Annotated in this window: 15 protein-coding genes; 8 read left to right on the plus strand and 7 right to left on the minus strand. The window is 33.0% G+C overall.

What is annotated here, in order from left to right; genetic code table 11:
• Positions 1-177 precede the first annotated feature (177 nt).
• From ade to CXF54_RS04155, 4 genes are read right to left on the minus strand one after another with little or no spacing between them, the layout of a single operon-like run.
• Complete coding sequence (gene ade / locus CXF54_RS04140; RefSeq protein WP_101202566.1) at positions 178-1,800, minus strand: adenine deaminase; 1,623 nt, start codon at positions 1,798-1,800, stop codon at positions 178-180.
• Positions 1,801-1,850: 50 nt separating this feature from the next.
• The gene (locus tag CXF54_RS04145; RefSeq protein ID WP_101202567.1) at positions 1,851-4,229 is read right to left on the minus strand and encodes a protein-disulfide reductase DsbD family protein; all 2,379 of its coding nucleotides are present in this window, start codon (positions 4,227-4,229) and stop codon (positions 1,851-1,853) included.
• Positions 4,226-5,554 (minus strand): tRNA lysidine(34) synthetase TilS, encoded by a 1,329-nt coding sequence (gene tilS / locus CXF54_RS04150; RefSeq protein ID WP_101202568.1) that lies wholly within the window; start codon positions 5,552-5,554, stop codon positions 4,226-4,228. Before tilS ends, CXF54_RS04145 begins: the two co-directional genes overlap by 4 nt.
• A gap of 21 nt (positions 5,555-5,575) precedes the next feature.
• On the minus strand, positions 5,576-6,880 hold the full coding sequence (locus CXF54_RS04155) for an anthranilate synthase component I family protein (RefSeq protein ID WP_410503934.1): 1,305 nt from the start codon (positions 6,878-6,880) through the stop codon (positions 5,576-5,578).
• A 54-nt stretch (positions 6,881-6,934) separates the two neighbouring features.
• On the opposite strand from CXF54_RS04155, the gene CXF54_RS04160 reads away from it, so the two are divergent.
• Both CXF54_RS04160 and CXF54_RS04165 read left to right on the plus strand, forming a co-directional pair.
• Positions 6,935-7,846, plus strand: a complete 912-nt coding sequence (locus tag CXF54_RS04160; protein ID WP_232782567.1) for an aldose 1-epimerase family protein — start codon at positions 6,935-6,937, stop codon at positions 7,844-7,846.
• 42 nt (positions 7,847-7,888) lie between these two features.
• A complete protein-coding gene (locus CXF54_RS04165; RefSeq protein ID WP_101202571.1) occupies positions 7,889-9,238 on the plus strand; it encodes a DEAD/DEAH box helicase in 1,350 nt (449 codons plus the stop codon).
• A gap of 286 nt (positions 9,239-9,524) precedes the next feature.
• On the opposite strand, the gene lpdA is transcribed toward CXF54_RS04165, so the two are convergent.
• From lpdA to CXF54_RS04180, 3 genes are all read right to left on the minus strand, one after another.
• Positions 9,525-10,925, minus strand: coding sequence for a dihydrolipoyl dehydrogenase (lpdA, locus tag CXF54_RS04170; RefSeq protein WP_090840217.1), 1,401 nt, complete (start codon positions 10,923-10,925; stop codon positions 9,525-9,527).
• A gap of 179 nt (positions 10,926-11,104) precedes the next feature.
• A complete protein-coding gene (locus tag CXF54_RS04175) occupies positions 11,105-12,724 on the minus strand; it encodes a S41 family peptidase (RefSeq protein ID WP_101202572.1) in 1,620 nt (539 codons plus the stop codon).
• A gap of 169 nt (positions 12,725-12,893) precedes the next feature.
• A complete protein-coding gene (locus CXF54_RS04180; protein WP_101202573.1) occupies positions 12,894-13,352 on the minus strand; it encodes an Lrp/AsnC family transcriptional regulator in 459 nt (152 codons plus the stop codon).
• A gap of 162 nt (positions 13,353-13,514) precedes the next feature.
• Here CXF54_RS04180 and CXF54_RS04185 point away from each other — a divergent pair, with 162 nt between their 5' ends.
• From CXF54_RS04185 to CXF54_RS04210, 6 genes are all read left to right on the plus strand, one after another.
• Positions 13,515-14,729: an aminotransferase class I/II-fold pyridoxal phosphate-dependent enzyme gene (locus tag CXF54_RS04185; RefSeq protein ID WP_101202574.1), complete on the plus strand. Its 1,215-nt coding sequence runs from the start codon at positions 13,515-13,517 to the stop codon at positions 14,727-14,729.
• A 277-nt stretch (positions 14,730-15,006) separates the two neighbouring features.
• Positions 15,007-16,668 carry a Na+/H+ antiporter NhaC family protein gene (locus CXF54_RS04190; protein WP_090840229.1) on the plus strand — a complete coding sequence of 554 codons (1,662 nt, stop codon included), beginning with the start codon at positions 15,007-15,009 and terminating at the stop codon, positions 16,666-16,668.
• Positions 16,669-16,814: 146 nt separating this feature from the next.
• Positions 16,815-17,459, plus strand: a complete 645-nt coding sequence (locus CXF54_RS04195) for a peroxiredoxin (RefSeq protein WP_090840231.1) — start codon at positions 16,815-16,817, stop codon at positions 17,457-17,459.
• A 6-nt stretch (positions 17,460-17,465) separates the two neighbouring features.
• Complete coding sequence (locus tag CXF54_RS04200) at positions 17,466-17,774, plus strand: thioredoxin family protein (RefSeq protein ID WP_101202575.1); 309 nt, start codon at positions 17,466-17,468, stop codon at positions 17,772-17,774.
• A gap of 77 nt (positions 17,775-17,851) precedes the next feature.
• Positions 17,852-18,109, plus strand: coding sequence for a DUF6952 family protein (locus CXF54_RS04205; protein WP_090840235.1), 258 nt, complete (start codon positions 17,852-17,854; stop codon positions 18,107-18,109).
• Between the two features lie 171 nt (positions 18,110-18,280).
• Positions 18,281-19,378 (plus strand): polysaccharide lyase family 7 protein, encoded by a 1,098-nt coding sequence (locus CXF54_RS04210; protein WP_101202576.1) that lies wholly within the window; start codon positions 18,281-18,283, stop codon positions 19,376-19,378.
• Positions 19,379-19,437 lie beyond the last annotated feature (59 nt).

Genomic DNA, 19,437 nt, shown 5'->3' on the forward strand with positions numbered 1-19,437 from the left:
CTACAAAACCTAATATCTCAAGTTTTTCGACTGCGCTCAAAATGACAATTGTTTAGCTACTCAAATAACACTTATTTTAAAACTGTCACATTGAGCGTAGTCGAAATGCAATACAACCTAAGGTCACAAGTTTTCGACTGCGCTCAAAATGACAATTGTTTAGCTAGTATATAAACACTAAACCTCTAAACTAGTAAACTCAAATTTCCCACCATCAAATAAGCCTTTATCGCTTAATTTTAGTGAAGGAATTACTAATAATGCCATAAAAGACAAGGTCATGTAAGGTGCATTTAATGTTGTCCCCAATTGTTTAGCAAATGCATCCAATTCCGCGTAAGCGTGCCCAATAGTTTCGGCATTTTTATCGCTCATAATTCCAGCAACAGGAAGCGATACTATTTTTTGATCAGTATCAGACACCGCGCAAATACCACCTTTATTTTCAATTATTAAATTAACTGCTTTGCAAATAGCTTCGTCGCTAACACCTACCGCAATTATATTGTGAGAATCATGTCCCACAGAACTTGCAATTGCCCCTTCTTTTAAACCAAAGTTTTTAATAAACGCTAACGCTGGCTTGTCGTTTTTATAACGGTTAACTACTGTCATTTTTAAGACATCAGTAACTGTATTTGAAACTAAATTTCCGTTTAAGATTGTTGCTTCTTCAATTAATTGATTAGTTACCAACTGCCCTTCTAAAGCTTCAATAACGCGTATTTGTTTTGCTGTACTTTCGACTTTAAAGTCTTCAACCGTTTTAATTTCGGTATCAAAATTATTAAGATTTTCAAAATCTACGTGCTTAATTAAAGACGTTCCATTGTCAAACACTAACTCACCATTTATATACGTTTGTAATGTTTTAAAATCTTTTAAATCTTCAACAATAATAAAATCTGCAACATCATCTTTTTGTAATAATCCAACATCTAAATTATAATGTTTTACAGGATTGACACAAGCTGCTTGCAACACTTTAAACACATCAATATCTTTTGCTACTGCTCTAGCGCAAAGAGCGTTTATATGGTTTAATAATAAATCGTCAGGATGCTTATCGTCACTACAAAACATCATGTTTTGATAATGCTCAGGTAATAAATCTATTAAAGCTTCAAAGTTTTTAGCAGCACTACCTTCTCTAATCAAGATTTTCATTCCCTTTTGAAGCTTTTCTAATGCCTCGTCATAGGTAAAACATTCGTGATCTGTGCTAATTCCTGCATTGATATATTTAGTAACATCATCACCTCTTAAACCAGGTGCGTGACCATCTACGGGTTTGTTATAATGTTTTGCCCACGCTATTTTTTTAAGTACTTCCTCATCATCAAACAACACGCCAGGATAATTCATCATTTCGGCTAGATACTTAATATCTGGATTAGCCATAAGCGTTTTAATGTCGTCAGAATCTATAACTGCTCCAGCCGATTCAAAAGTAGTTGCTGGGACACAACTTGGTGCTCCAAAATTGAATTTAAACGGTGTTTTTTTACCGTTTTCAATCATAAACTCCACTCCTGCTACACCCAATACATTCGCAATTTCATGCGGATCACTAACCGTAGCAACAGTCCCATGTTTAACTGCTATTTTTGCAAACTCTGATGGTACTAACATCGAGCTTTCAATATGTATATGAGCATCTACAAAACCGGGTAAAATGTAATGCTTACTATCGTGTTCTTTTTCTGTAACAGAGGTAATCTTACCTGCGCTAATAGTAATTTCTCCACTAAAAACACGCTTGTTTTGTATGTCTACTATTTGTCCTTGTATTGTTTTCATGTTGTACTATATAACAGTAAAAAAAATCCCGCTAATGCAGGATTTTTAATTTATTTTTTAAAATTTTCTAATCCTTCTTTAAGCCATTCAAGATACTGGTCAGCATTTGGTGTATACGCTGTTGTGTGGTTTAAAAGCTCCATTTTATCATTAACCAAAACATAAAATGGTTGTGAGTTATTTTGGAAATTTAACGTTTGTAATGTTGCCCACTTATCTCCAATAGTCCTAATGTTTTTTAAATTACCATTGGCTTTGACAAATTTAAACTGTTCCTCTTTTGGTAATTCTTTTCTGTCATCCACATATAAAGACACAATAATATACTCGTCTTTTAGGATTTGATAAATAGCATCTTGACTCCAAACCTGCTCTTCCATTTTTCTACAGTTGACACATGCCCAACCTGTAAAATCTAACATGATTGGCTTATTTTCTTCTTTTGCTGCTGCAAGACCTTGGTCTATATCTTTATAACAATTTAAACCTAACGGGCAATCGCTATCTTTTTCATAAAGACTATATGGTAAAGGTGGTGGGAAACCACTCAATAATTTTAAGTTAGCATATTTTGTATTAGTCAATCCAGGAATTAAATAAATAACAAATGCTCCCACTAGAACAGCAAATGATATGCGACTAAAGCTTAACTTTTTTAGTGGACTATCATGCGGAAACTTAATTTTTCCTAATAAATAAAGTAATAGACCTATCCCAATTATAATCCAAATACCGATAAATACCTCACGTTTTAAAAGTCCCCAATGTTTAACTAAATCTGCATTTGATAAAAACTTAAATGCCATCCCTAATTCTAAGAATCCTAAAACCACTTTAACTGAATTTAACCAACCTCCAGATTTAGGTAATGAGTTTAACCATTTTGGAAACATTGCAAATAATGTAAACGGTAAAGCTAAAGCTAATCCAAAACCGCTCATTCCGGCTGTTAATTGCATAGCGCCACCATCGCTTGTTAGCGAGCCTGCTAATAATGAACCCAAAATAGGACCAGTACATGAAAAAGATACAATTGCTAAGGTCAACGCCATAAAAAAGATACCGATAAAACCACCTATTCTAGACGATGTTTCATCCATTTTATTTCCCCATGATGCAGGTAAAGTAATCTCGTAAAATCCAAAGAATGAAAATGCGAAAAAACCTAAAATCAAAAAGAAAATAATATTTAACGTCACATTAGTAGATATCGTATTTAGTATTTCTGGATTTAACGAATCTAAAAAGTGAAATGGTAATGATAATAACACATATATGATTAAAATAAAAAGCCCATAAATGATTGCGTTAGCTAATCCCTTTTGAGAATTCTCAGCACTTTTTGTAAAAAATGAAACCGTTAAAGGTATCATTGGAAAGACACATGGCGTTAATAAAGCTATTAAACCTCCAATAAATCCAAGGACAAATATTCCGAAGTTAGTCTCTTCTTTAACGTCTTCCTTTTTGTATTTATCCCAACCAGTAACACCTAAACTAAGTGCTCTTGATTTTTCTAAATCTTGTGGATCAATAGCTAAAGTCTCCACAAGACCTTGGCTTCCATCAAGATTGTTTATAAATTGAAATGTCGTTGGCGCCAAACATTTTTCGTCGTCACAAGCTTGATAATACGCTTCCGCCTCAATTTTTTTAATCGCAGGATTTAGTACTTGTATTTTTTGAGTGAAGATTGCTTGTTTTTCAAAATAAGTAACATCCATTGCAAACGCATTTTCATACTTTGTAATAGTTTGAGACTCCTCTAGCTTACCAATAGTCTTATAATCTTTATTCTCGTTATCCTTAAAAGTAATCTCAGTTGGAATAGGTCCCATTGGTTCCGTATTATTCTGAGAATAAATATGCCATTTGTCTTCTAACGTTGCTGTATAAACTAACTCATAATCAGTATCGTTTAACTTTTTTATTGAAGACGTCCATTTTACAGGATCAAATATTTTAGATTGCTTCTCTTCTTTTAACTGAAACGTTACAATTTCGCTTTCAAAAATACATTTTGTGTCATCACACGCTTGAAAACTAATTTCAGCCTCAATTGAAGAGATATTTGGATTTGTAACCTTTATTTTTTGAGTGAATGTTGCCGCATTATCAAAATAAGACAACTCCATTTGAAAGACTTTATCAAACTCAGTGATGCTCTCACTTTCCACAGCCTTACCAACTAACTCAAAATCTTTGTTTAAAACATCTTCCTGATAAAAAAACTCAGTAGGAATTGCGCCTCCTTCAGGTAACGTCTGAGAATAGACATGCCAATGGTTGTCAATTTTAGCATTATAAATCAAGTTGTATTCTGTGTCAGATATTTTCTCGACCTCAGTGGTCCATTTTACAGGATCTAACTGCGCATTTACAGTAAATGCAGTAATAAAAAACAGTATAAAAGCGGTTATATGCTTCATTTTGATAATTTAATTTTTAGTATTGATTTGGTTTGATTGGTTATTTTAAATCTATCATCTGCACGATGATTAATAACCCAAACAATTTTATCTTGACTACACAATAATAAAACCTTTTTCTTGTCTAACAAAGACAACTTTTGATCTTTAAAATATTTGCTAAGCTTCTTTTTACCTTGCATGCCAATAGGGTAAAAATAGTCTCCTTCTTCCCAATGTCTTACAGTTAATGGTAATTTTAACGTTTCTTTATCAATAAACACCGTCGAGGTGTCCGTTTTTTCTACACTCTCTGTGGTTTCAAAAGATAAAACGCCTAACGACACATCTACCTCGTTTTTAAAATTAGTAATTAATACAGCCCCTTCATTTTCATGCTGACTATCCTCCGTTTTTAATTCACTTAAAATTAAAGTCTCTCTATTTTTAAGTAATTGGTGCGTTGCAGAAAACACTTGCTTTCCACTTTGTGCGGTCAACAAATTAACAATATCTGTCCATTGGGTAAATCCGTAATCTTTAAATATTTCGAATAGATATGCTTTAGGATTACTAACTTTAATAAACTCCGATATTTTATAACTTATTTGAGTATCATCAATATCGATTATTGCACGTTTTAAAACCGCTTGCACACTTTCTTCCACAATATCTGCTGTATCATTAAGATTATTTAATGTGTTTTTAAAATTGGTTAAAACATTGCTATTTAAAGATTTTAAAACCGGAATAACATCATGTCTTAACTTATTACGCAAGTATTTTGTAGATGCATTACTACTATCTTCTCTCCATTGTATTTTGTTAGACACTGCAAAATTTTCGATAGTTTCTCTAGAAAATGGCAACAATGGTCTAACAATGTTTTCATTTATTTCCGGAATACCTTTTAAACCTTCTAAACCTGTTCCTCGAGTCAGATTAATTAAAAAAGTTTCTAAATTATCATCTGCATGATGAGCAGTTAAAATGTAATCAAAACCCAACTGTGTTGCTAATTCCTGAAACCAATCGTAACGCAATGTTCTTGCTGCCATTTGGATGGATTCTTTATTACTTTCGGCGTAAGCCTTAGTATCAAAACTTTCAGTAAACACTTCTAAATCTAAACTATTAGCTAGATTCAAAACAAATTTTTCGTCTCCATCGCTTTCAATACCTCGTAAATTAAAATTACAATGTGCCAATGTAATATCTAAACCAGATGTTTTACATAAATGCGTTAAAATAACACTGTCCAAACCTCCTGAAATAGCAAGCAATAGTTTGCTGTTTTTAAGAAAAGGAAGCGTGTTGTTAATGTGATTTTGGAAGTGTTCTAGCATTTTTAATTTAACAGTTTTTAATTAACTCTCTAAAACAGTTCTCATTGCTTTAGCTTTAATCAAACATTCTTCATATTCGTTTAAAGGGTCTGACTTTGCTGTAATGGCTCCTCCAACAGAGTAAGACACATATTTATTAGATGCGTTGTATAAAATACTACGTATTACAACATTAAAGTCAAAGTCGCCTGATGGCGAAATATAGCCGACTGCTCCTGAATATAAACCGCGTTTGGTTTCTTCTAAAGTTTCAATAATTTTCATTGCCGAAATTTTTGGAGCTCCAGTCATACTTCCCATAGGAAACGTGCTTTTTATAATATCTATTGGATGTGTGTTTCCGGCCACCTGAGAGGTTACTGTGGATATCATTTGATGTACTTGATCAAAGGTGTAAATCTTACATAACTCTTCAACCTTAACACTCCCTTTTGTGGCTGTTTGCGATAAGTCATTACGCACCAAATCTACAATCATTACGTTTTCACTACGCTCCTTTTGGTCCGTAACCAAGTTGTTTTTTAAAATAGAATCCAATATAAAATCGTCCTCACGTTTTGCGGTCCCTTTTATAGGTTGTGATATAATTTTAATACCTTCTTTTTTAATGTAACGCTCTGGTGACGCCGACATCAGGTATTTATCATTTAGTTTTAAAAACGTCGCAAATGGTGGTTTTGATATCGCATTAAGTTTATTGTAAATCTCTAAAGGGTTTATAACAGTGTCCTCTGCATAAAACTCTTGACAAAAATTAGCTTCGTAAATATCACCTCTGTGTATGTGACTAAGCATGGTTTTTATCTTATCAAAATACGCGTCTTTTTCTATTCTCAGTTCAATTTTAATTGGGTCGTTTTCATTCGGCAAATTGTCACGTCCTTCATCCTTGTACTGACGTATTTGATTTAAATCCATTTCCACTTCATCATCAACCATTTTTAAATACTGCATTTCGACAGTATCACCTTTAATTAAAAAGATTTTTTTAGGTTGAAAAAAATATAAATCAGGAAATGCTAAACCATCATAATTAGCAGATTTTAAATGCTCTACATCATTTTTTAAATCGTAAGACAAATAACCAAAAACCCAGTCATTAGCTAACGTTTGGTATTCTTTAAACTGTTCAAACGCATTTTTATAATCCGTTTGAAACCCTGTAAAGGCATCCACCGCTAAAACGGCATCGTAGCTAGAATACTGTTGCTGATATTGGTTAGAATCTAGCCAAACGACATCGTCAAATTGTTGGCTCCAAGACAATAAATTTTGCTTGAAGTCCTCAGGATTAGTCAGTTTATGTTTTGTCGTTGTTCTCACTATAAAAATGTTGTGTAAAGTTAAACAGAAATGTTAAAAAAAACGAGTATTTTAGTCATGAGATTAAATATAAAACAGATGTTTGAACTATCAAATGCCCTATTAAAAATTTCGGTTAAACCGAAAGGCGCAGAATTGTGCGAAATTGCTTCCGTAAAAAACGACAATCAGTTTATGTGGCATGCAAATCCTGACATTTGGGGCAGCCACGCACCCAATTTGTTTCCCATAATTGGTGCTTTAAAAAATGATGAATACACCTTTGAAGGCAAAACGTACACATTACCAAAACATGGATTTACAAGACATAGTGATGCTATTAAACTAATAGATCAAACCAAAAACAGTTTGACGTTTAGTTTAATGTACAATGATGACTTACTGAAACAGTTTCCTTTTAAGTTTGAATTTTTAATCACTTACACTTTAGTTAATAACACGTTACATATAAATCACACGGTTAAAAATTTAGATAACCAAACCATTTATTTTAGTATTGGCGGACATCCTGCTTTTAAATGTCCTGTTTATAAAGATGAAATTTACACCGATTACAGCTTGGTTTTTGAGACTGACGAAACCGCTCAAACCTATGTATTAAATATGGATAATGGTTTAGTTACCAAACAAACAAAACCTGCTTTTGACACTAAAAATAGCATCCAATTAAGACCCGATTTATTTACTAAAGATGCGCTTATTTTCAAGGATTTACAATCTAGACAGGTCGCTTTAGTTAGTAAAACTCATGGCGAAATACTAAATATGACCTTTAAAGACTTTAATTATTTAGGTATTTGGGCAAAACCAAACGCACCTTATGTTTGTATAGAACCTTGGTTAGGTATTGCTGATGCTGAAAACACATCACAAAAACTAACCGAAAAAGAAGGGATTATCAAATTACCACAAAACGAAACCTTTAATGCAAATTACAGTATACAAATACATGAGCATCATTTAGGGTAAACAAAATATTAGTAGTAATTTTGTAGGCTAAAATAATACGTTTTGAGCTTTAGAGATTTAAATTTAAATACCCCTTTATATAACGCAATTGACGACCTAGGTTTTACACAACCAACTCCAATACAAGCAGAAGCTTTTAATGTAGTTGCTAGTGGGGCTGATATGGTTGGTATTGCACAAACTGGTACAGGTAAAACTTTTGCCTACATGTTACCAATACTAAAAAACCTAAAATTTTCTAAGCAAGAAAACCCTCGTGTTTTAATTTTAGTACCTACTAGAGAATTAGTAGTACAAGTTGTTGATGAGATTGAAAAATTAGCAAAATATATAAACACACGTGTGCTTGGTGTTTATGGAGGAACAAACATTAACACACAAAAACAAGCTGTTGCACAAGGTCAAGATATTATTGTTGCAACACCAGGACGTTTATATGATTTAGCGGTTAGTCGTGTACTACAACTTAAGTCTTTAGAGCGTCTAGTTATTGACGAAGTAGATGTTATGTTAGATTTAGGATTTAGACATCAATTAATTAATATTTTTGATATCCTTCCGGAACGTAGACAAAACATTATGTTTTCTGCAACAATGACGGATGATGTTGACGCGTTAATTACAGATTTTTTTACTGCTCCTCAAAAAGTATCTATTGCAATTTCTGGTACGCCATTAGAAAATATATCACAAACAAAATATAGTGTTCCTAATTATTACACTAAACTTAATTTATTAGTACACTTATTTCAGGATGCTGAAACGTACAATAAAGCCTTAGTCTTTGTATCTAACAAACGTATGGCTGATAGATTATTTGAAGCTTTAGACGAGTTTTTTAATGAAGAATTATGTGTTATACACTCCAACAAAACACAAAACTATAGATTACGTAGTATTGAGCAATTTAGAGAGGGTGTAAATCGTATTCTAGTTGCTACAGACGTTATGGCACGTGGTTTAGATATTGATAACGTATCACACGTATTTAACTTTGATACGCCAGATTATCCAGAAAACTACATGCACAGAATTGGTAGAACTGGTCGTGCAGAGCGCGAAGGTCAAGCCATTATCTTTTCTACAATAAAAGAACAAGAAGGCCTTGAAAAGATTGAGACGTTAATGCAAATGGAAATTCCTGAATTACAAATCCCTAAGGAAGTTGTAATCTCTACGGAGTTGATTGAAGAAGAACGTACTGTAATTAAAGAACGTAACAATCCAACCAAACGAAAGGATATAGACGCACCTGGACCTGCTTTTCATGAAAAATCAGAAAAAAACAGTAAGGAAAACTTAGGGGGTAGTTATAAGTTTAAGATTGCTGCCAAATACAAGAAACCTAAAACTAGAGGAGATAAAAATTACAATAAACGTAATAATAAATAAAAAAAAGCGAGCTATTTAGCTCGCTTTTTTTTTGTGGTTTAAACATACTTTTATCTACCAACCAAAGTACTACACAAACAGTCAATTAGAAAAGCGTATTAGCGTTCCCGTACTCAATTAGTTAACTTTACGCATAGTTACATCTAAAACCAAAAACAATTCAATAATAAATAATTATAATAAATCAACTCTACCCTTAAAAATTATTTACATAAAAAAAGCGAACCAAATTGGTTCGCTTTTTTTTAAATTTTATTTCCGCGAAAGCGGATTCTCAACTTAACTTTTAAACATGTAATGCTCTATCATCAGTTGCAGCTAAAGCAGCTTCTTTTACCGCTTCTGCAAAAGTTGGATGTGCATGTGACATACGCGAAATATCTTCGGCAGATGCTCTAAATTCCATAGCAACTACTGCTTCTGCAATTAAATCTGCACAACGTGCACCAATCATGTGTACACCTAATACTTCGTCAGTCTTTTTATCTGCAAGGATTTTTACAAATCCATCTAAGTCTCCTCCTGCTCTAGCACGACCTAACGCTCTAAACGGAAATTGACCTACTTTATAATCTACTCCAGATTCTTTTAACTCTTCTTCTGTTTTTCCAACAGCAGCAACTTCTGGCCATGTGTAAACAACACCAGGAATTAAGTTATAATCTATATGTGGTTTTTGACCTGCTAAAGTTTCGGCAACAAAAACACCTTCTTCTTCAGCTTTATGCGCTAACATTGCCCCTTTTACAACATCTCCAATAGCGTAAATGTTAGATACATTAGTTTGTAAGTGCTCATTAACTTCAACTTGACCTCTGTCTGTTAATTTTACACCAGCTGCCTCAGCATTTAAACCATCAGTAAAAGGCTTACGTCCAACAGATACTAAACAATAGTCTCCTTTAAACTCAACAACCTCTCCCTTTTTGTTTTCTGCTTTAACAATAACCTCATCTCCAACACGCTCTACAGATTGTACTTTATGAGATAACATCATTTTAAATTTAGCCTTTTTAAAGACTTTATTTAACTCTTTAGACAATGCACCATCCATTGTTGGTAAGATTCTGTCTTGATACTCAATAACAGTAACCTCAGCACCTAAACGTCTGTAAACTTGACCTAACTCTAAACCAATAACACCACCACCAATCACAATCATGTGTTTAGGGATTTCTTTTAGTTTTAAAGCTTCAGTAGATGTAATTATACGTTCTTTATCTAAAGTAATAAATGGTAAACTTGATGGCTTACTTCCTGTAGCAATAATGGTGTTTTTTGCTTCAATTACAGTTGTTTCTTCACCTTCAATAGTAATGTGAGTCGCATCTTTAAAACTTCCAACTCCAGTAAAAACATCAATGTTGTTTTTCTTCATTAAAAAGTCAATACCTCCAGTTGTTTGATCTACAACTGCTTGCTTACGACCAATCATTTTTTCTAAATTAACTTTGATCTCACCCGGAATTTCAATTCCGTGATCTTCAAAGTGTTTAGTTGCTTCTTCATAGTGATGTGAAGAGGCTAATAATGCTTTACTTGGTATACATCCAACATTTAAACATGTACCACCTAAAGTAGAATATTTTTCAATAATTGCAGTTTTCATTCCTAATTGTGCGCAACGTATTGCTGCTACATATCCACCAGGTCCTGAACCGATAATTGCTACGTCGTATTGACTCATATATTTTATTTTTTCGCTTTCGCGGAAATTATTAATTGTTACTTTCTATAACAAAAGTACAATTTTGTGTGATTATTTACTAACGACTTAAAGCTAATTTTATAATAATATAGACAAATGAAAACCATATGTGGTATTCACTTTTAAATCAGAGATAAGTTATAATTCAATATCCAAGTTTACTTTTGCGCTTCTATATCTTCTAAAACCCAATGTAATTCTGGATCAATGTTATTTAAACGATCTTGATAAGTCGGAATTATTTCTACATCAGGTTTAACGCCATAACCATCTGTGCTCATTTTCTGTTTAGTATCTATAAACAGCAATCCTATCTTTGCTTCTATTTTTGAGTTAGGTAATATATATGTTTTCATTAATCCAGCGACTGTCCCATTGTATGCTCCACCAGTCTCTTCTCCAACAAAAGTAGCACGTTGTGTACCATGAAGCTGAGAAGATAATACTGACGATGCAGAAAATGAGTTACCATTAATTAGCACATAAATTTTACCTTTAAAATTTAATGACTTAGCCTCACTAACCTTTGCCTGTTTTAATCTATAATATAGTTTACCGTCCTTTTTACTGCTTTTAAGTAATTCTACCGGAGCTATAAAAGGAGACAACACTCCCGCTAAAACTCTAATTCCTAAAGGATTTGAATTGCTCATAATACTTTTTAGAAATGGCATTCTAGTTTTGGTTTCACTTTTATTAACAAACGCAACATTTTGATCTGAAAGATATGAGTATAGATAGGCTATTTCAGACAAACGTCCTCCAAAGTTATTTCTTAAATCAATAATTAATGTTTTGGTTTTTAGAGAATCCAATGTTGTAAAGGTTTCGTCATAAAAACGTTCATAATTACCTTTAGTAAAAGATTGTACTTTTAATAACGCAACAGTACTATCCTGTCCCACAAAATTTAAGTTCCTGTTATATTTTTTTACTTCAGGAAAAAATTTTATTGGTGTATAGCCATATTTACTATTATACTTCCCTAAAGCTTTTGCTTTTACCTTTTTGGCTTTACGTTCGGCTTTTGTAAGTTTTACTTTATCTTTTTTTATTGCTGACAAAGACTCTTTTTTAGCAACAACTAAATCAATCTTAGTAGTGTCTTTACCAATACCTCTTATATATTTTTTTAGAAAAGTAGAATCTGATAATTTTAACGTAAAAGAAATACTATCAAAACGACCTACATCTCTTGTGTAATAATTAAAAAACCGTCTTCCTGCTACTCTATTATGAAACGTTGTATTATAACCATCTGAAGCAATAATACGTTTGTATTTTTTTATTAATTTTTGAGGTGTTTCATCTTCAATTTTTAAAACTTCGGCATTAATTAAAACAGAATCCTGTCCTAATGCATCCACAATAAAAAGTTTCTCATCTAAATACTCAGTTTCTAGAAAATTGATACCAAACTTCGATTTACTAAGGTTGTTTCTTTCTTTCTTATTATATTTTTTTGAAGGAGGCGCAATAGACAAATGGCCTTGGCCAACATATTTTGTAACCGCTGCCAATTGCTTATAAAACGTACGACTATCCATTGGTTTAGTAATCGCGATTTTTAAACTATCAAACTTAAAGTCTAAAACGTCTTTAGATGTAAATTGGTATAAATGTGGATGATTCCGTTTTAACTGAGTATAAATATTATCAATATCATCACGCAAATCCTGAACAGCATGTTGCTTGGTGACTTGTAAATTATAGGTCTCTATACTGTTGCAAGAGACTAACAATAATATAATACTTAGGCAGGTAAACAACTTTCTCATAATTATAGCGATTTTAAATGATTGTATTTACTTATAAAGACGTAAAAAAAGAAGAAAAGGTTGCTTTGGCATCGTTTTTTACGACGAAAAAATAAATCACAACATTAAATTAGATTAAACTAATCTTCTCTTTTAAGATTTTAAATTTAAACAAAACATGTGCCATTTATTAAATCGGAATTGCAGTTGTGCTTTTTACTTCGCTAATAACAAACATACTATGCGTACTACCAATATGATTTATGTTGGTTAGTTTTTCAACCATAAACTCTCTAAACGCTTCCATATCTTTTACCATAACTTTTAAAATATAGTCATAATCGCCACTAATATGATGACACTCTAAAACCTCTGTTAAATTTGTAACTTCCTTTTCAAATTGCACCACATACTCTTGAATATGTTGTGACAGTTTAATATGGCAATATGCAACAAAGCTTTTTTCGACCTTCTCCTTTTTAACTAGCGCTACATATTTATTTATTACGCCATTATTTTCGAGCTTTTTAATACGCTCAAAAACAGCGGTTACGGATAAATTTAGTTTGTTAGATAACTCTTTATTAGTCTGCTTACTATCATTTTGTAGTAATTGAAGGAGTTTTCTGTCTATTGCATCAAAGGTCATAATCGAAAAATTTTCAGTGTAATTAGATTAAATTCAAATATACATACTTTATTTTCCGAGAAAACACAATTATATAGTTTTATATTCCTAATACTTAACCAAGCATTGATTATTATTCTAATAATATGCATATTTGATATAATAAATACTAAAATCATACTTATGTCATTTAAACCAGCAGACAACATTCAGGACTTACAATATTTTGGAGAATTTGGAGGTGTAAACCCCTCTATTTCAGACTCATCTACTTATACTTTTTTGAAAGCAAAAACCATGTTTGATACTTTTGAAGGTAATACAGATGGTTGCTATTTATACTCTAGACACTCTACACCTTCTAACCTTTATTTAGGCGAAGCATTAGCTGCTATGGAAGGAACAGAAAGCGCAAATGTTGCAGGATCAGGAATGGGCGCCATCACACCTACTCTTCTACAACTTTGTGGCGCTGGTGATCATATTGTATCTAGCCGAACGATTTACGGTGGTACTTATGCTTTTTTAAAGAACTTTACACCTAGAATGAACATTGAAACGTCTTTTGTGGATATTACTAAACTAGACGTTGTAGAAGCTGCAATTACTAAAAACACAAAGGTATTGTATTGCGAGTCTGTTAGTAACCCTTTATTAGAAGTTGCAGACATTAAAGGTTTAGCCGCTTTAGCAAAAAAACATAATCTAACGTTAGTTGTAGATAATACGTTTTCTCCTTTATCAATTTCGCCTGCGCAATTAGGAGCAGATATTGTAATTCATAGTTTAACTAAATTTATTAATGGCTCTTCGGACACCATGGGAGGTGTTGTTTGTGGTAGTGCAGACTTTGTTAATTCACTTAAAAGTGTCATTGATGGTGCTAGCATGTTACTTGGTGCTTCTATGGATAGTTTGCGCTCATCTTCAATATTAAAAAATATGAGAACGTTACATATTAGAATGAAGCAACACAGTAAAAACGCAGCTTATTTAGCTGAGAAATTTGAAGACTTAGGTATAAAGACCGTATACCCAGGATTAGCTTCTCACCCTTCTCATGATGTGTTTAAGTCTATGATGAATGAAGCCTATGGTTTTGGAGGTATGCTAACTATTGATGCAGGATCACTAGACAAGGCAAACGCATTAATGGAATTAATGCAAGAAAAAAATGTGGGTTACTTAGCTGTAAGTTTAGGGTTTTACAAAACATTATTTAGTGCTCCCGGAACCTCTACATCTTCTGAAATACCACAAGAGGAACAAGCTGAAATGGGATTAAGCGAAGGTCTAATTAGATTTTCTATTGGTTTAGATGATGATATCGAACGTACGTTTAACATGATAAAAGCATGCATGATTGAAGTTGGTGTTTTACAAACAGCAATGGCATAACCAATATAATTTACACAATAAAAAAGCCTGAACATGTTTAATGTTCAGGCTTTTTTTAATCATTATATTAAAACTATACTATAAAAAATCATTCACAAAATTACCTCAAAAGCAATGGTATATTATCTACCCCTTTTTTTTGAGATTGTTAGCAAAAAGTTACTCCTTTAAAGACTCAACTTAACAATTACAGATAACTACCTAATTGTCAGCACTCAAATCCATTTGCATAGCTTCTTGTAAAATCGTAACATTACATATCCAAAAAACTAACTAAATGCAAGACGACAATCTTTCGGAAATAGAAATCCAAGATCAAACCATAATAGAGAATAAAGAACTAAACATTTGGGAAGCATTAATACCTGTTGTATTGTTAATGTGTATGCTAGCTTACAACATATTTGTGGCAGATGGCGAAGCTTTAGGTGCATATTCTAATCAGTTTATTTTATTAATCGCAGGTGCAATTGCAGCAGTTGTCGGTTTCTTTAATAAAGTAAACTATAAACTAATGCTAAAGGAAATATGGGAAAACTTACAAAGTGTATTTGTCCCGATCATGATTTTATTTTTAGTTGGTGCTTTAGCCGGAACTTGGTTAATTAGTGGTGTAATACCCGCTATGGTATATTATGGATTACAAGTTTTAAATCCATCCATATTTTTACCGGCTTCTGTTATTATTTGTGCAGTAATATCTATTGCTACAGGTAGTTCTTGGACCACCTCTGCAACTGTTGGTATTGCGCTTATTGGTATTGGTACAGCTTTAGGGATTAGCCCAGGTATGATTGCTGGAGCCGTAATTTCTGGAGCTTATTTTGGAGATAAAATGTCACCTTTAAGTGATACAACAAACTTGGCGCCTGCTATGGCCGGAACAGATTTATTTACACATATAAAATACATGAGTATTACTACTGTACCAACAGTAATTATTACACTTATAGCGTTTTCTATCATGAGTGTAAGCATAGAGTCTACAGGTAGCTCTGACACCTCTTTCATTTTAGGAACAATAGACAAATACTTTAATATTACACCGCTACTTTTTTTAGTACCAGTAGCTGTAGTTGTATTAATTCTTTTTAAAGTTAAACCTGTAGCAGCCTTAATTTCTGGTGTACTTCTAGCAGCAGTATTCGCCTTTGTATTTCAATCTAAATTAATTGAAAACATAACAGACTCTTCTACCAAAACAGTTGTAACCTCTATATTAACAGATACTAGTGTAGAAATTGATAACGCAGAATATCTAGCTAACTTATCTCCTGCAGATATAGAGAAAGTTAATAACGACCCACAACTTAAAAATCTATTTTCAGATGACGATTTAAAAGGTGTGCATACACTACAAAGTTTACAAAGTTTTTTAGCTCCAGATTATGCAGACGCTGCTGTTGTTAAGGCTAAAGCCGAAAACTTAGAAAAACTAATCACCATTAAAAGGTTAAAAAAATTATTTAGCGCAGGTGGGATGAACGGGATGCTTTGGACCATCCTACTAATATGTTGTGCAATGGTATTTGGTGGTACAATGGACGCAATTGGTGCCTTATCACGTATTACAAGAGAACTATTAAAACTAGCCACTACAGTCTTTGGATTGTTTGCTAGTACCGTAATAAGCTGTTTAGGGTTAAATGCAATTGCATCAGATCAATACCTGGCATTGGTTATACCGGGTAAAATGTTTAAAAAAGCATATCAAGATAAAGGACTAGCGCCAGAAAACTTAAGTCGTACTCTAGAGGATTCTGGTACTGTAACCTCTGTACTTATACCATGGAATACCTGTGGTGCATACCAATCTGGTGTTTTAGGCGTAGGTGTTGGAGAGTATTTTGTCTATGCCATTTTTAACTGGCTAAGTCCATTTACAACCTTATTTTTTGCTGCACTTAATATTAAAATTAGACAACTAAAAGATAAATAACTGTAAATTATACACTTTAGAGTTTACTATAATTAAAATTTATAGCCTAATAAGATTTAAAAATTTTATTAGGCTATTTTTTTTTACCTTCTAATGTATCTTTGCACACTGAAAAAACAATGTATTAATTATAAAATTTTAAACAAATGGCAATAGTAGGAAAACAATTCCCAGATTTACATGTGGATGCAATGAACGAAATGGGTGATACTTTTAAAATCAACGTTCTTGAAGAAGCAAAAAACAACAACAAAAAAGTAGTATTATTCTGGTATCCTAAAGATTTTACTTTTGTTTGCCCAACAGAATTACATGCTTTTGAAGCTGCTAAGGCAGAATTCGCAAAAAGAAACACAATCGTTATTGGTGCGTCTTGTGATACTCCAGAAGTACACTTTGCATGGTTAAGTCAAGCAAAAGACAATGGTGGTATTGAAGGTGTAACTTACCCAATCCTTGCAGATAGTAACCGTAACTTATCTAGCATCTTAGGTATTTTAGATATCAAAAACGAAACTTACGATGAAGAAACTGGAACTGTACAAGTAGAAGGTGACAACGTAACTTACAGAGCAACTTATATTATTGACGAAGATGGTATCGTACAACACGAAAGTATCAACAACATGCCATTAGGTAGAAACGTTGGAGAATACTTACGTTTAGTAGATGCATTAACGCATGTACAAGAAAAAGGTGAAGTTTGTCCTGCAAACTGGGAAGAAGGTAAAGATGCAATGCAAGCTAACGCTAAAGGTACTGCAGCTTATTTAGCAAATCACGTAAATTAAATTATTATGTTACAAGAACTAAGTCAAGATAACTTAAGCGAAATTATAGCAAATAACGACACTGTAGTAGTACAATATTCGGCTACATGGTGTGGTAACTGTCGTATCATGAAACCAAAGGTTAAGAAATTAGCTAGCGAGTTAGAAAATATAACATTTGTTATCGCTGACGCGGAAAAATTTCCGGAATCAAGAAAATTAGCAACTGTAGATAATTTACCAACGTTTGCAACATTTAAAGGTGGACAATTTGTAAATCAAACACAGACTAACAAATTTGACGTTTTAAAAGAGTTAGTTGACGAAGTAGCATAACACATAAATGTCAGGTTACGCGCAGTTACAGCCAAAAGCTTAACTGCGTTTAAACAGACAACAAAAAACAATTATCAATGAAATTACCAGTAATAAAACACTTAACACAATTTATAGAGGACAATGACGAAGATTACATCGTTGAAACTATTGAAACTCTAGAAGCCTTAACTGAAGTACCATCTCTTAAAGATGAAGAATTAGACGTTATTGGAGAGTTAATCTCTAATATGTACGGTGCAATTGAAGTTAATAAAATGATTAAAGACGGTGCAACTAAAAAAGATGCAGTAAACGGATTTATGAAACGTGTTTTAGGGTCTATTGATAAGTAATTGAAAAAGAAAAATTAGTAATTATTAAAACCACTTTGTGCTAGCAAAGTGGTTTTTTTTTGTTAAATCAATAATTGGTTAACCAAATTTTGCATACCTTGGTTTTGTTATTAATGCAAGGCAATATAAATGTATTGTTGCGATATACCACCAAAAAAAAACTAAACTACAATGACAAAACAAAGTATCTCAACAATTTCAGCTACTTTACTTCTATGTGCTTTAACAACACTTAGTAGCTGTAAAAAAGAAACAAAACAAGCGGAAATGCCTAAAACGGAAGTCGCTCCAAAAACAGTATACGCTAGTAGTGTTATTCCGTTTTTTGACCAATGGAAACTTATTTTAGGTGATGGTTCAAATGCAGGAATTGCAACAGATTTTGAAAACAAAGATTTTTTCTACACTCAAAACGATGGAAAAGACAACTGGGTTGTGTTTAAATCGCCAAATGGTGGTGATACTCACGGAACATCAAATAACACCAGAACCGAACTAGCACAAACAAAAAAATGGTATCCAGAAACTGCTGATGACAAACTATCTGCGACATTAAAAGTAATGAATGTGTCTGCAACAGGAGATGCACGTGTTGCTGCATCGCACGCTGTGGTAGTTGGTCAAATACATAGTGCAGATGCTTTTGAAAACGAGCCACTAAAAATATTTTACAAAAAGTACCCTGGTCAAACTAAAGGTTCTGTCTTTTGGCATTACGAAATTAATACTGCAGGAGACGATAATGCTAAACGATGGGATTATTCTTCTGCTGTTTGGGGTAACGATTTTTCTGTAGTGGGTAGCGATGCTAATACATTTCCGGCAGAACCTGAAGATGGTATAGCCTTAGGCGAAGAATTTAGCTATAATGTGGTTGTAAAGCAAGGTATTATGGAGCTTACATTTACAAGTCCAGGACACGAGACTAAAACGTTTACTAAAAACTTATTACAATCAGAATACGCTACTAAAGCAGATATCCCTGTACAAACTCAAAAACTATTTTTTCCAATTGGTCAAGATGGTGTAGAGCGTAAAGAAGCATACACAGGAGAAGGTTGTTTCTTTAAACTTGGATGTTACAATCAGACTAACGGAAAATCTCCTGACGTAAATAAAAACTGGTGCTCTGGAGCAGAAACACATGGTGGCGATATCCAAAAGCAATATGCAGATGGTAACTATGCAGAAGTATGGTTTAAAACAGGAAGCATATCGGTAAGTGACAAAGCTGTATCAAATGATGGTTACTTCGCTAAAAACGATTAATCCACGCTACTAATTTATACTATTTTAAAAGCCACTTTACCGTTGTAAAGTGGCTTTTT

Source organism: Olleya sp. 1-3 (genome assembly GCF_002836085.1).
Taxonomy (GTDB): Bacteria; Bacteroidota; Bacteroidia; order Flavobacteriales; family Flavobacteriaceae; genus Olleya; species Olleya namhaensis.